This window comes from Vibrio sp. YYF0003 (assembly GCF_036350715.1).
Lineage (GTDB): Bacteria > Pseudomonadota > Gammaproteobacteria > Enterobacterales > Vibrionaceae > Vibrio > Vibrio natriegens.
In genome coordinates this window covers 102095-116512 of the sequence record NZ_JAZDWA010000005.1, presented here as the reverse complement: position 1 = coordinate 116512, position 14418 = coordinate 102095, and the positions used below count along the sequence as shown (strand labels likewise).

General features: G+C 45.6%; 11 protein-coding genes and 2 tRNA genes. All 13 read right to left on the bottom strand.

Annotation, left to right across the window (positions count from 1 at the left end; all coding sequences use genetic code 11):
* Positions 1–38 precede the first annotated feature (38 nt).
* Complete coding sequence (gene pnp / locus V1U08_RS15315) at positions 39–2174, bottom strand: polyribonucleotide nucleotidyltransferase (RefSeq protein WP_014232881.1); 2136 nt, start codon at positions 2172–2174, stop codon at positions 39–41.
* A 333-nt stretch (positions 2175–2507) separates the two neighbouring features.
* On the bottom strand, positions 2508–2777 hold the full coding sequence (rpsO, locus tag V1U08_RS15310) for a 30S ribosomal protein S15 (RefSeq protein ID WP_014232882.1): 270 nt from the start codon (positions 2775–2777) through the stop codon (positions 2508–2510).
* A 148-nt stretch (positions 2778–2925) separates the two neighbouring features.
* The gene (truB, locus tag V1U08_RS15305; protein ID WP_243974628.1) at positions 2926–3870 is read right to left on the bottom strand and encodes a tRNA pseudouridine(55) synthase TruB; all 945 of its coding nucleotides are present in this window, start codon (positions 3868–3870) and stop codon (positions 2926–2928) included.
* A complete protein-coding gene (gene rbfA, locus V1U08_RS15300) occupies positions 3870–4265 on the bottom strand; it encodes a 30S ribosome-binding factor RbfA (protein WP_014232884.1) in 396 nt (131 codons plus the stop codon). The genes truB and rbfA overlap by 1 nt, the downstream gene beginning before the upstream one ends.
* A gap of 114 nt (positions 4266–4379) precedes the next feature.
* Entirely contained in the window at positions 4380–7094 is a 2715-nt protein-coding gene (gene infB / locus V1U08_RS15295) for a translation initiation factor IF-2 (RefSeq protein ID WP_014232885.1), read from the bottom strand.
* Between the two features lie 20 nt (positions 7095–7114).
* The gene (nusA, locus tag V1U08_RS15290; RefSeq protein ID WP_020333905.1) at positions 7115–8602 is read right to left on the bottom strand and encodes a transcription termination factor NusA; all 1488 of its coding nucleotides are present in this window, start codon (positions 8600–8602) and stop codon (positions 7115–7117) included.
* 36 nt (positions 8603–8638) lie between these two features.
* Positions 8639–9094, bottom strand: coding sequence for a ribosome maturation factor RimP (gene rimP, locus V1U08_RS15285; RefSeq protein ID WP_014232887.1), 456 nt, complete (start codon positions 9092–9094; stop codon positions 8639–8641).
* Between the two features lie 226 nt (positions 9095–9320).
* Positions 9321–9397 (bottom strand) — tRNA-Met (locus V1U08_RS15280).
* Between the two features lie 56 nt (positions 9398–9453).
* Positions 9454–9537: transfer RNA gene (locus tag V1U08_RS15275), tRNA-Leu, on the bottom strand.
* A gap of 16 nt (positions 9538–9553) precedes the next feature.
* Positions 9554–9892 carry a preprotein translocase subunit SecG gene (secG, locus tag V1U08_RS15270; protein WP_330470952.1) on the bottom strand — a complete coding sequence of 113 codons (339 nt, stop codon included), beginning with the start codon at positions 9890–9892 and terminating at the stop codon, positions 9554–9556.
* Positions 9893–10118: 226 nt separating this feature from the next.
* Positions 10119–11459 (bottom strand): phosphoglucosamine mutase, encoded by a 1341-nt coding sequence (gene glmM, locus V1U08_RS15265; RefSeq protein ID WP_065297335.1) that lies wholly within the window; start codon positions 11457–11459, stop codon positions 10119–10121.
* A gap of 20 nt (positions 11460–11479) precedes the next feature.
* Positions 11480–12313, bottom strand: coding sequence for a dihydropteroate synthase (gene folP / locus V1U08_RS15260; protein WP_243974632.1), 834 nt, complete (start codon positions 12311–12313; stop codon positions 11480–11482).
* 52 nt (positions 12314–12365) lie between these two features.
* A complete protein-coding gene (ftsH, locus tag V1U08_RS15255; protein WP_065297337.1) occupies positions 12366–14345 on the bottom strand; it encodes an ATP-dependent zinc metalloprotease FtsH in 1980 nt (659 codons plus the stop codon).
* Positions 14346–14418: the final 73 nt, after the last annotated feature.

The window sequence follows — 14418 nt, the reverse complement described above, 5'->3', positions numbered from 1 at the left end:
CCCTTAAGCTAATAAAAGACCGAAAGTCGAGTATTAGATTACTCGTCTTTAGCAGCAGGTGCTTCAGCCGCTGCTTCTTCAGCTGGCTTTTCTACTGCTTCTTTCATGCTTAGACGTACACGTCCCTGACGGTCGATTTCAAGAACTTTAACTTGAACTTCCTGACCTTCAGTTAGGTAGTCTGACACTTTCTCAACACGTTTTTCTGCGATTTGAGAAATATGCACTAGACCATCTTTACCTGGAAGTACTGTTACGAATGCACCAAAGTCCGCCAGACGTGCCACTTTACCAGTGTAGATACGGCCAACTTCAACTTCAGCAGTGATCTCTTCAATGCGACGGATCGCTTCTTTCGCTGCTGCTCCTTCAGTCGCTGCAATTTTGATCGTGCCGTCGTCTTCGATTTCGATAGTTGTACCTGTCTCTTCAGTTAGAGCACGGATAACTGCACCACCTTTACCGATAACGTCTTTGATCTTCTCAGCGCTGATCTTCATTGTATGAATACGCGGAGCGAACTCAGAGATATCATCACGAGCACCAGAAATCGCTTCATCCATTACAGATAGGATGTGCTTACGTGCACCTTGTGCTTGGTTAAGCGCAATTTGCATGATTTCTTTAGTGATACCTTCGATCTTGATGTCCATTTGAAGTGCAGTAACACCAGTGTTAGTACCTGCTACTTTAAAGTCCATGTCACCTAGGTGGTCTTCGTCACCAAGGATGTCAGAAAGAACAACGAAATCGTCGCCTTCTTTAACAAGACCCATTGCGATACCCGCAACAGAAGACTTGATTGGCACACCAGCATCCATAAGAGCCAGAGAAGTACCACATACAGAAGCCATTGAAGATGAACCGTTAGATTCAGTGATTTCTGATACAACGCGAACTGTGTATGGGAACTCGTCAACAGATGGCATTACTGCTGCGATACCACGCTTAGCTAGTTTACCGTGGCCGATTTCACGACGCTTTGGAGAACCTACAAAACCAGTTTCACCTACACAGTATGGAGGGAAGTTGTAGTGTAGTAGGAAGTGATCTTTACGCTCACCTGTCAGCTCATCAATGATTTGCGCGTCACGCTGCGTACCAAGAGTTGCTGTAACGATCGCCTGAGTTTCACCACGAGTGAATAGAGCAGAACCGTGAGTACGTGGAAGAATGCCAGTACGTACGTCTAGCGCACGAACCATGTCTTTCTCACGACCATCGATACGTGGGTTACCCGCGATGATGCTACGACGTACTACTGTCTTCTCTAGGTCATGGAAGATAGTGTGGATTTCTTTCGTGTCCGCTTCTGGATCTTCAGCTAGTAGCACTTCATTAACTTCTGCTGCGATCGCGTGGATACGGTCGTAACGAGCCATCTTCTCAGTGATTTGGTAAGCTTCAACAAGCTTAGCTTCTGCTAGTTCAGCAATCTTGTTCTTAAGTACTGTGTTCTCTTCTGGAGCAACCCAATCCCAAGCTGGAGTTGCAACTTCAGCTTTAAATTCGTTGATTGCGTTGATCACAACTTGTTGTTGATCGTGACCGTAAACAACCGCTGCTAGCATTTCTTCTTCAGTTAGGTTGTCAGCTTCTGACTCAACCATCAGTACTGCAGACTCTGTACCCGCAACAACAAGATCCAAACGAGATGCATCTAGTTCAGTTTGGCTTGGGTTAAGAACAAGTTGACCGTCGATGTGACCAACACGTGCTGCACCGATAGGACCATTAAATGGAATACCAGAGATAGCTAGTGCCGCAGAAGTACCAATCATTGTTGGGATATCTGGTTGAACGTCAGGGTTTACAGAAACAACCGTAGCAATAACTTGTACTTCGTTTTTGAATGCATCCGGGAATAGCGGACGGATTGGACGGTCGATTAGACGAGCTGTTAGCGTTTCGCCTTCAGATGGACGACCTTCACGCTTGAAGAAACCACCAGGGATTTTACCTGCAGCGTAAGTACGCTCTTGGTAGTTTACTGTTAGAGGGAAGAAGTCTTGACCAGCAACTGCTTCTTTCTTACCTACAACTGAAACGAATACTGCTGTATCGTCCATTGTAACCATAACTGCTGCTGTAGCTTGACGTGCGATAACGCCAGTTTCTAGAGTAACCGTGTGGTTACCGTACTGGAACGTTTTAACAACTGGTTTTTCGAACATTGTTATTCCTTGTTTCTAAACGCGCTGACAATCAGCCGCTTAGGTGTGTTAATAAACACTCAAGGCATTACGAATCGCGACTAGTGAAAAGAAACTCAAACAAATTTCTTTTTAATAGCCGCGACCTTTTGGTCGACGAGGTTGACTGTAATGCAAAGAGTTTAGTGAAAAATCTGATGTACTGTTCTAAACAGTGACCATTCACTTATCTAGAACCGCATCAAAAGATTAAGCCGCCAGTATTATAACGGCTTAAGGATGATTTGGCTAAATTTAGGCAACAAAAAAGGGGCATAAAGCCCCTTTTTCGACAAACTGCTAAGCAGTCGCTGATTAGCGACGTAGGCCTAGACGCTTGATTAGGTCTTGGTAGCGAGCTAGGTTTTTACCTTTTAGGTAATCTAGAAGCTTACGACGACGAGAAACCATACGTAGAAGACCACGACGGCTGTGGTGATCGCCTTTGTGCGCTTTGAAGTGACCTTGTAGGTGGTTGATAGAAGCTGTAAGTAGAGCTACTTGAACTTCTGGTGAACCAGTGTCGCCTTCAGATTGTGCGTATTCTGCTACGATTGCTGCTTTAGTTTCTGCATTCAGAGACATAATTCTCTCCTAATAAGAGTAAGTTAATATTTGTGCCAGCCAATCTCTGATTCAGCCGACACGAGAAGCGCGAATTATAGGGAAGTTTCCGCATTCACGCAATAAAAAATACCGGCGCTAAGGCCGGTATTTTTCAAGTAGTGCGAAATTACTCTTCGTCACGAAAAACCACCAAACGTTTTGGTGCGATTTTTCCGTCGTTGTTCATCTCGCCAACACCGATGAATAAGCGCTCTTCTCCCATGGTAAGGCGAAGAGAACCTTCGGTAGGAGCACCACTTACTTGAACCGGTTGACCATGTTGAACCATGTCCGCAAGCTCTGGTATCAGGTTCACTTCTGGTAGATCTTCTACCGCTGTGTCCATTGGCATAAGCAGCGGATCCAAAAGCTCACGTGGCGCGACCTCTTGGCGGTGTGCTTGCTCCAGTAACTCATTAAGTTGCTCAAGCGTAACCATCTTTTCATATGGGTACTTAGCAACACCAGTACGGCGAAGCATAGTGACATGAGCGCCACAGCCTAGCATTTCACCAAGGTCATCAACGATGGTTCGAATGTATGTACCTTTTGAACAGTGTACTTCCATCTCGACTTCATCACCTTCAAAACGATGAAGGATGATTTCATAGACCGTGATTTTACGAGATTCGCGCGGAACTTCGATTCCTTTACGCGCATACTCGTACAACGGCTTACCTTGGTATTTCAACGCTGAAAACATTGAAGGTACTTGATCCGATTCACCACGGAATTTGTCAATGCACGCTTCTAGCTTCTCAAGATCCACTTCGACCGGACGAGTTTCTACAACTTCACCATCAGAATCTGATGTGTTGGTACGTTCACCCAGTTTCGCGATCACTCGGTAGCGCTTGTCTGAATCCAATAGGAACTGAGAAAACTTTGTTGCCTCTCCCAAACAGATCGGCAACATGCCCGTCGCTAGAGGATCCAATGCACCCGTATGACCCGCTTTTTCAGCAAAGTAAATGCGCTTCACTTTTTGCAACGCATCATTAGATGAGATACCTGTAGGTTTATCTAACAGGATAACGCCATTGATTGGACGACCTTTACGACGACGAGCCATTATTCTTCGTCCTCACGACCAGAATCTTTTTGCTTTTGCTTATCTGCACTAACCACTTCAGACACAAGGTTAGACATGCGCATACCTTCAACAAGAGTATTGTCGTAGTGGAAGCGAATTTCTGGAGTAAGGCGCAGACGAATACGCTTACCTAGCATCATGCGAATATGCACTTCATGCTCACGGAGCGCTGCTAGACATGATTCTGGTGTTTGCTCACCTACACATAGGAAAGTAACAAATACTTTTGCATAAGCGAGGTCACGAGATACTTCAACATCTGAAATAGTAACCATACCCAAACGTGAATCACGAACTTCACGCTGCAGGATCATGGCAAGTTCTTTTTGCAGCTGCTGTGAAACGCGCTGCGTGCGGCTAAATTCTTTTGACATATCTTTTCTCTTATATAGAAAGAATGGGGGGTTGGTCTAAGCCAGCCCCCCATGGTGTATTCAACAACCAATTACTACTTATCTATCAAAGACAATATGAGTAATCTTAGTCAATTAGTCTAGAGTACGTTTGATTTCAACGATTTCGAATACTTCGATTTGGTCGCCAACGCGAACATCGTTGTAGTTCTTAACGCCGATACCACACTCGTAGCCATTCTTAACTTCTTGAACGTCATCTTTAAAGCGACGTAGTGACTCTAGTTCACCTTCGTAGATAACAACGTTATCACGTAGAACACGGATAGGGTTGTTACGCTTAATCAGACCTTCAGTAACCATACAGCCAGCGATTGCGCCCAGTTTCGGTGACTTAAATACGTCACGTACTTCAGCAAGACCAATGATCTCTTGCTTGAATTCTGGAGCAAGCATACCGCCCATTGCCTGTTTCACTTCGTCAATCAATTGGTAAATGATTGAGTAGTAGCGTAGGTCAACAGCTGCTGCTTCAACCGCACGACGAGCAGATGCATCAGCACGTACGTTAAAGCCTAGAATGATTGCATTTGAAGCTTCTGCTAGTACTACGTCAGTCTCAGTAATACCACCAACACCTGAACCAACGATGTTCACTTTAACTTCGTCAGTTGACAGTTTAAGTAGCGAGTCTGCGATAGCTTCAACAGAACCTTGTACGTCTGCTTTCAGAACTACGTTCAATTCAGCAACTTCACCAGCAGTCATGTTAGAGAACATGTTCTCTAGTTTAGATTTCTGCTGACGAGCAAGTTTCACTTCACGGAACTTACCAGCACGGTAGTTTGCAACTTCACGCGCTTTACGCTCGTCACGTACTACTGTTGCTTCGTCACCTGATGCAGGCACACCAGAAAGACCTAGGATCTCAACTGGGATAGACGGGCCAGCTTCTGTGATTTCTTGACCTAGTTCGTCACGCATTGCACGAACACGACCGTATTCCTGACCACAAAGAACGATATCGCCTTTGTTTAGCGTACCAGACTGAACAAGTACTGTTGCTACTGGACCACGACCTTTATCTAGACGTGATTCAACAACTACGCCAGATGCCATGCCTTCTTTTACTGCTGTAAGTTCTAGAACTTCAGATTGTAGAAGGATTGCTTCTAGTAGACCGTCGATGTTTGTACCCTGTTTTGCAGAGATGTGAACGAACATGTTCTCACCGCCCCACTCTTCAGGGATTACGTCGTATTGAGCTAGCTCATTCTTAACGTTGTCTGGGTTAGCATCTTCTTTATCGATCTTGTTCACTGCAACAATAAGAGGTACGCCTGCCGCTTTCGCGTGCTGGATAGCTTCTACTGTCTGTGGCATTACGCCATCATCTGCTGCAACAACAAGTACAACGATATCTGTCGCTTGAGCACCACGAGCACGCATTGCAGTAAACGCCGCGTGTCCAGGAGTATCAAGGAACGTGATCATGCCGTTTTCAGTTTCAACGTGGTATGCACCGATGTGCTGAGTAATACCACCCGCTTCGCCTGAAGCAACGTGTGTACGACGGATGTAGTCCAGTGTTGATGTTTTACCGTGGTCTACGTGACCCATGATAGTTACAACTGGAGCACGAGGAACAGCTTCTGCATTCGTGTCACGGTCAGATAGAACCGCTTCTTCTAGCTCGTTCTCTTTACGAAGAACAACTTTGTGACCCATTTCTTCAGCCACAAGCTGAGCTGTTTCTTGATCGATAACTTGGTTGATAGTCGCCATTGCGCCCATCTTCATCATCACTTTGATAACTTCTGTTGCTTTCACAGACATCTTGTTAGCAAGTTCTGATAGGACGATAGTTTCACCAATCACAACATCTTGTTTAGCAACTGTTGCTGACTTATCAAAGCCATGCTGCATTGATGTTGGCTTAGCTAGCTTGCCTTTACGACCGCCTTTACCGCCACGTTGGGTACGACCACCATTGCGAGCTTGATCATCCTTTTGAGAAGGTTTTTTCTTCTTCTTACGACGACCAGCTTCTTCTTTGCGATCTGCTTCATCTTCCGCTTCACGTGCGTATCGTGAAGTCGTTACATGGTAATCTGTATCTTCCATATCACCCTTTTTCTCTTCTGCAGCAGACCAACGCTCTTTATTCTTTTCAGCCAATTCGCGAGCTTCTTCAAGCTTGCGCTGACTTTCCTCTTCAGCCTTACGCTTAGCTTCTTCTTCCTGACGACGTTTAAGCTCGTCGGCCTCTTTTCGCGCTGCTTCTTGCTTAATTTTCTCTTCAGCATCACGTTTCGCTTTTTCTTCAGCTTCACGTTGTGCATTCGTATCAACGTCTCGTTTCGCTTTTTCTTCAGCTTCACGTTTCGCTTTTTCTTCAGCGTCACGTTTTGCAGCTTCTTCAGCTTCACGTTTTGCAGCTTCTTCAGCTTCACGCTTTGCGGCTTCTTCAGCTGCGCGTTTTGCTGCTTCTTCTGCTTCACGTTTTGCCGCTTCTTCAGCGTCACGTTTCGCTTCATCTTCAATTGTGCTGCGCTTCACGTATGTACGTTTCTTGCGCACCTCAACCTGAACATTCTTACTCTTACCACCACCCGCGTTTACACTAAGTGTACTACGAGTTTTACGCTGTAGCGTAAGGCGAGTAGGCTCTGAATCGCCAGACTTATCACCGTGTTCTTTTTTCAGATGAGAGAGAAGCTGCTGCTTCTCTTCATCAGTAACATTGTCAGAGCTCGCCTTTTTAATGCCAGCGTCAGCAAGTTGTTCAATCAAGCGGTCGACTGGCGTACCAATCTCATCACTCAGTGCTTTAACTGTTAATTGTGTCATGCCGCTTCCTCCTTGCTGAATTATGCTTCTTCGCCGAACCAACAGATGTTACGTGCGGCCATAATTAGCTCACCTGCACGCTCTTCGGTCAGGCCTTCAATACCTTCTAAATCGTCAATGCCTTGGTCAGCAAGATCTTCAAGTGTTGCTACACCTTTTGCTGCCAATTTAAATGCCATTTCACGCTCAAGACCTTCAAGTCCTAGTAGATCTTCTGCCGGCTCCAGACCTTCAAAAGACTCTTCTTGCGCTAATGCGATTGTTGTTAGTGCATCTTTCGCACGACCACGTAGCTCTTCGATTAGCTCTTCATTCAGGCCATCGACTTCAAGTAGCTCGTTTACTGGTACGTAAGCAACTTCTTCTAATGTTGAGAAACCTTCTTCAACAAGTAGCTGTGCGAAGTCCTCTTCGATATCAAGGTACTTCATGAAGTTTTCGATAGACGCTTGTGATTCTTCAGCGTGTTTCTTCTGAAGATCAGCTACTGTCATTACGTTCAGTTCCCAACCAGTTAGCTGAGACGCAAGGCGAACGTTTTGGCCATTACGACCGATAGCTTGTGCTAGGTTATCTGCTTCAACCGCGATATCCATTGCGTGCGCATCTTCATCAACGATGATAGATGCAACATCAGCTGGAGCCATTGCATTGATTACGAACTGAGCTGGGTTATCATCCCAAAGCACGATATCGATACGCTCACCGCCAAGCTCGCCAGAAACCGCTTGTACACGTGCACCACGCATACCAACACACGCACCAACAGGGTCAATACGCTTGTCGTTAGTTTTCACTGCGATCTTCGCACGAGAACCTGGATCACGCGCCGCGCCTTTAAGCTCGATGATGTCTTCAGCGATTTCAGGCACTTCAACACGGAATAGCTCTGCTAGCATTTCTGGCTTAGAGCGAGTGATGAACAGTTGGAAACCACGTGCTTCTGGAGCAACCTTGTACAGAAGACCACGAACACGGTCACCTGGACGGAAGTTTTCACGAGGAAGTTGGTCATCACGTAGGATTACCGCTTCTGCGTTGTTACCTAGATCAAGTACGATAGTGTCGCGGTTTACTTTCTTAACAACACCAGTGATTAGGTCACCTTCGTTGTCAATGAACTGCTCAACGATTTGTGCACGCTCAGCTTCACGAACTTTTTGTACGATAACTTGCTTAGCAGTTTGAGTCGTAATACGGTCAAACGTTACTGATTGGATCTCGTCTTCTACGTAATCGCCTAGCTCAACTGACTCATCGTCATATTGTGCAGCTTCTAGAGAGATCTCTTTGGTTGGGTTTTCAACATTGTCTACCACCAACCAGCGACGGTAAGTCACGAATTCACCCGTTTTACGGTCAATAGCAACACGTACGTCGATTTCGATTTCGTATTTTTTCTTTGTAGAAGTTGCTAGAGCAATCTCAAGAGCTTCAAAGATACGCTCACGAGGTACCGCTTTTTCGTTCGATACCGCTTCTGCTACCGCTAAAATTTCTTTACTCATTGTATTTAGCCTCTAAGCTTAAACTTTTTTAGGGAACTAAAATTTAGGGATCAGGTTAGCTTTTGAAATATTACTTAAAGCAAACTCTTCTTGCTGGCCTTCAACAGTAACTGTCACTGTTTCGCCATCAACGCTGTGGATAATACCTTTCCACTTGCGACGGTTTGCTACAGCCATTTTCAAAACGATGCTGACCTCGTGACCAATAAATTGCTCGTAATGTGCTGCTTTGAAAAGCGGTCTTTCTAAACCTGGAGAAGACACTTCTAGGCTGTAAGCAACAGAAATTGGATCTTCAACGTCTAGTACCGCACTCACTTGGTGGCTAACTTCTGCACAGTCGTCCACGTTAATGCCATTTTCATGGTCAATATAGATGCGTAGCGTTGAGTGCGCGCCTGCTCGAATGAATTCTAATCCAACCAACTCATAGCCCGACGCCTCAACAGGAGCTTCAAGCATTTCAGTAAGTTGTCTTTCTAAACCAGTCATTTAAACCACTCCAGAAACAAAAAAAGGGCTCAGAGCCCAATCAAAAAACCAAGCAGCAATCTGAGATTTTTAAAAAACTCAGATAACAAAAAACCCCGATAGTCGGGGTTTTATGCTGCTGGACCCTGATACGTTAAGAATAGATAAAAATGCTATCCTTAACTCGTAGTGTGGTTAGTACTACGCAAACTTGCCAACCCTCGATTTCTTATTCAAAGAAAGAGATTGGTTGCGGGGGCCGGATTTGAACCGACGACCTTCGGGTTATGAGCCCGACGAGCTACCAAACTGCTCCACCCCGCGTCCGACTTGCTGAGCATTATACTCGCAAACAAGTGATTTACAAGTTTGTAAATACATGGTGCCGAGAGAGGGACTCGAACCCTCACACCAAAGGCACTAGCACCTCATGCTAGCGTGTCTACCAATTTCACCATCTCGGCATCAAAACCTTGCAGCTTATTGAGGAATTTCATCACCAGCTGGTGCTGCTACTTCACTCGCTGCGTCCTTAACTTGTTCAACAACTGGCTGACCTAACGTTGGGTCTACCCATTGTGACTCAGTCTTGTGCGTAGACATACGACCAAGTAGCAAGCTAATGACAAAAAATACGGTTGCTAAAATAGCAGTTGTTCGGGTTAAGAAATTACCTGAGCCGCTAGCACCAAACACTGTGTTTGAAGCACCAGCACCGAACGAGGCTCCCATATCTGCGCCTTTACCTTGTTGAATCAACACAAGGCCAATCACACCAAGCGCCGCCAACAGGTAAATCACAAGTAGAACTGTAAACATTTTTTCCACCTATGTTCCAAATTGTTGAGCCAGCGCCGCCCAAAAATAATGAATCTTATTAAATGAACAAGGCTAGCGACCTCCTAACGGGAGGCGGTGCAATACTAGCGAAAGCCATTAACGCTGACAAGGGGAAATTAGTAAAAAAACAACGCCATTGAGCCGAACGCTCAAAAAAAGGGCAAAAAACGCCCTTTTCTTTATATGCTATCGGTTAAAGCAATGATTAAAAACTTGCTTTTACCGCGTCAGCAATTTTAAGCGCTGAGCTCTGGACAAGTTCTGCATCTTCGCCTTCTACCATGACACGGATAAGAGGCTCAGTGCCTGATTTACGCAGCAATACTCGACCTTTATCGCCAAGTTCAGCTTCCACTTCGGCAACAGAATCCAATACTGCTTTTGCTTCTAATGGGTTAGCATCGCCAGAGAAACGAACGTTTTCCAGCACTTGCGGGTACAACGTCATGCCTTGAGAAAGATCGTGTAACGACATGTCACTTCCGACAATCGAAGCAAGAACTTGTAATGCAGCAACAATAGCATCACCGGTGGTGACTTTGTCCAACAAGATAACGTGGCCTGAGTTTTCAGCACCGATCTTCCAACCTTTTGCAAGCAATTGCTCCATAACGTAGCGATCGCCTACCGCAGCACGAACAAATGGAATACCTAACTGCTTCAGGCCATTTTCCATGCCCAAGTTAGTCATCAGCGTACCAACGACACCACCTTTTAGTTCACCGCGACGTAGAGCATCTCTTGCGATGATGTAGGCAATCTGGTCGCCATCGACTTTATTACCCAAGTGATCAACCATGATGATACGGTCGCCGTCACCATCAAAGGCAAGGCCAAGGTGAGCTTGCTCTTCTACCACACGTTTTTGAAGTGCACGTACGTCAGTCGCACCAACTTGATCGTTGATATTGGTACCATTAGGCTCAACGCCCATCGCAATCACTTCAGCACCCAGCTCTTTAAAGACATTTGGAGCGATGTGGTAAGTTGCGCCGTGTGCACAGTCAACCACAATTTTAAGGCTCGCTAAGCTTAGTGTTGAAGGAAAAGTGCTTTTACAAAACTCAATGTAGCGACCCGCCGCATCGTTTAGACGCGTTGCTTTACCCAACTCAGCCGATTCGACACATTCAATCTCTTTGTCCAATTCCGCTTCGATAGCAAGTTCAATATCATCTGGCAATTTAGTGCCTTCAGAAGAGAAAAACTTGATGCCGTTATCGTAGTAAGGGTTATGAGATGCCGAGATCACAATCCCAGCTTCTGCTCGGAATGTTTGTGTTAAATAGGCAACCGCTGGGGTTGGCATTGGTCCGGTAAAGGTCGCTTTAAGACCAGCCGCAGCCAAACCCGCTTCTAGTGCAGATTCCAGCATGTAGCCAGATATGCGAGTATCTTTACCGATAATTACTTTTTTTGTGCCTTGTTTCGCTAATACGCGACCTGCCGCCCAGCCAAGTTTCAGTACGAAATCGGGAGTGATTGGATATTGTCCAACTTTGCCACGCACACCATCTGTACCAAAGTAACGTCTTTTATCAGACATAAACTTTCCTTTGTTATTTTTTAAATATTGTTCTTCGTCATCTCAACAACTTTCATCGCTTCTAGCGTTTCTTCAAAGTCGTGTACTCGAATGATCTGTGCACCTTTCATCGCTGCAATCGTGGCACAAACAACACTAGCGTTTGTGCACTCTGCCGCAGGCTTATCCAACAGTTTAAAAATCATCGATTTACGAGACAAGCCTGCCAAGATTGGCAAGCCAAATTTATGAAACTTGTCAAGATGAGCCAGCATATGATAATTGTGTTCTATGGTTTTGCCAAAGCCAAAACCAGGATCGAGAATGATATTTTCTCGCGCGATACCTGCGGCTTCGCACACTGCCATTCGCTCCACCAGGAACTGCTCCACTTCCTGCATGAGATCATCATATTGCGGGTTCTGTTGCATGGTTTTCGGCTGGCCTTTCATATGCATGATGCACACCGGTACATTCGCTTTTGCAGCCACTTCCAATGCACCAGGTTCAGTCAAAGAACGAATGTCATTGATAAGATCCGCACCAGCTTCGACAGACTGACGAATCACTTCAGCTTTACTGGTATCTACTGATATCCACACGTCTGGGTAGTGCGTTCTGATAGCTCTAACGACTGGAATAACTCGCTCCAGTTCATCTTCCAGCGTGACTTCCGGAGCTCCCGGTCGGGTCGATTCACCGCCAACATCAATAATGCTAACGCCTGCTTTTATCATTTTCTCAACGCGTGCAAGCGCTAAATCTAGAGAATTGAACTTGCCTCCATCAGAGAAGGAGTCTGGTGTGACGTTGAGAATGGCCATTACGTGTGGACGAGAAAGGTCCAGAGATTTGTTTTTTACTTTAATAATCATAATAAATACAAAAACCCCGAGCGAACTCGGGGTTTATCAATATCAACAATAGTTATTCAGAATCTTTCTTTTCTGGTGCGTCAGCTGAAGCCGCTTCTTGGGAAGTAGACTGCTCTGCATCACTATCTGCATCAGCCTTTTTCTCTTCCTCTTTTGCTGCAGGCGCAGCTTGCGGTTTATCATCAACCTGAGGTTTGTTTGAAGGATTATCCCCCCAGCCAGCAGGTTCACGAATCTCAGCCTTACGTTCCATTAGGTCGTCGATTTGGTGCGCGTCAATGGTTTCATACTTCATTAGCGCGTCTTTCATCGCATGCATGATATCCATGTTTTCTTGCAAAATCTTTTTCGCTCGGTCGTAGTTGCGATCGATAATTTGGCGAACTTCGTCATCGATTAGCTTAGCAGTGTCATCAGACATGTGTTTTGTCTGAGTTACGCTACGGCCTAGGAACACTTCACCTTCATCTTCTGCATACAGTAGAGGACCAAGTTTTTCCGAGAAGCCCCATTGCGTTACCATTTTACGAGCAATATCTGTTGCACGTTCGATGTCGTTAGAAGCACCTGTTGATACTTTATCCGCACCGTAAATCAACTCTTCCGCAAGACGGCCGCCGTACAAGCTAGAAATCATTGATTCTAGATGCTGGCGAGACATACTTACACGGTCTTGCTCTGGCAGGTACATTGTCACACCTAGTGCACGGCCACGAGGAATAATCGATACCTTATAAACCGGATCATGCTCAGGAACTAAACGACCAACAATCGCGTGACCAGCTTCATGGTAAGCGGTTGACGCTTTTGTCTCTTCCGACATAACCATAGAGCGACGTTCTGCACCCATCATGATTTTGTCTTTCGCCAGCTCAAACTCAACCATAGATACGTTGCGTTTGTTGCCACGAGCAGCAAATAGCGCCGCTTCGTTAACTAGGTTTGCTAAGTCAGCACCTGAGAAGCCTGGTGTACCACGTGCAATTAGAGAAGGCTCTACATCACCCGCTAGAGGAACTTTACGCATGTGAACTTTAAGAATCTGCTCACGACCACGTACGTCTGGTAGACCTACGACTACTTGACGGTCAAAACGACCAGGACGTAGCAATGCAGGGTCAAGAACGTCTGGACGGTTAGTCGCAGCGATAACGATAATGCCTTCGTTGCCTTCAAAACCATCCATTTCAACTAGCATTTGGTTCAGTGTCTGTTCACGTTCATCGTGACCACCACCTACACCAGCACCACGCTGACGACCTACCGCATCAATCTCATCAATGAAGATAATACAAGGCGCTGCTTTCTTCGCTTGTTCGAACATGTCACGCACACGAGATGCACCAACACCAACAAACATTTCTACGAAATCGGAACCTGAAATTGTAAAGAATGGTACTTTCGCTTCACCAGCAATCGCTTTAGCAAGCAACGTTTTACCAGTACCTGGAGGACCAACCATCAAAACACCAGTTGGGATCTTACCACCCAGCTTCTGGAAACGGCTTGGATCACGCAGGTAATCAACCAGTTCTTTTACATCTTCTTTCGCTTCATCACAGCCTGCAACATCTGCAAACGTGGTTTTGATCTGTTCTTCGCTCATCATTCGAGCTTTGCTCTTACCGAAAGACATGGCGCCTTTGCCGCCGCCACCTTGCATTTGACGCATGAAGAAAATCCATACACCAATCAGTAAGATCATTGGGAACCAAGAAATAAAGATAGTGCCGAGCAAGCTTTGCTCTTCAGGAGGCGTACCTTGCACTTTCACGTTTTGGTTAATTAGATCATCAAGAAGCTTTTGGTCATACACTGGCATGTAAGTGACCATTTTGGCACCACCGCCACGACGAACAAAGCTAATCTCACCGTCTTTAAAAGTTGCTTCTTGAATCTGGCCTTGGCCAACTTCCTGTACAAACGTGGTGTAATCCACGGTTCTGCCATTACTTTCTCCAGGGCCAAAGCTCTGGAATACCGACATCAATACGACAGCGATAACAAGCCACAGAATTAAATTTTTTGCCATGTCACTCAAGGTGTAAGCCTCTCGATAACTAATTGTAATTAAAGGTAGGGTACTACAGTTCATTAACTGTAGC

Coding starts and splice junctions, on each gene's coding strand:
- folP (WP_243974632.1), bottom strand. CDS start 12,313: ATGATTATTAAAGTAAAAAACAAATCTCTGGACCTTTCTCGTCCACAC.
- ftsH (WP_065297337.1), bottom strand. CDS start 14,345: ATGGCAAAAAATTTAATTCTGTGGCTTGTTATCGCTGTCGTATTGATG.
- secG (WP_330470952.1), bottom strand. CDS start 9,892: ATGTTTACAGTTCTACTTGTGATTTACCTGTTGGCGGCGCTTGGTGTG.
- rbfA (WP_014232884.1), bottom strand. CDS start 4,265: ATGTCAAAAGAATTTAGCCGCACGCAGCGCGTTTCACAGCAGCTGCAA.
- nusA (WP_020333905.1), bottom strand. CDS start 8,602: ATGAGTAAAGAAATTTTAGCGGTAGCAGAAGCGGTATCGAACGAAAAA.
- rimP (WP_014232887.1), bottom strand. CDS start 9,094: ATGACTGGTTTAGAAAGACAACTTACTGAAATGCTTGAAGCTCCTGTT.
- rpsO (WP_014232882.1), bottom strand. CDS start 2,777: ATGTCTCTGAATGCAGAAACTAAAGCAGCAATCGTAGCAGAATACGCA.
- truB (WP_243974628.1), bottom strand. CDS start 3,870: ATGGCTCGTCGTCGTAAAGGTCGTCCAATCAATGGCGTTATCCTGTTA.
- infB (WP_014232885.1), bottom strand. CDS start 7,094: ATGACACAATTAACAGTTAAAGCACTGAGTGATGAGATTGGTACGCCA.
- pnp (WP_014232881.1), bottom strand. CDS start 2,174: ATGTTCGAAAAACCAGTTGTTAAAACGTTCCAGTACGGTAACCACACG.
- glmM (WP_065297335.1), bottom strand. CDS start 11,459: ATGTCTGATAAAAGACGTTACTTTGGTACAGATGGTGTGCGTGGCAAA.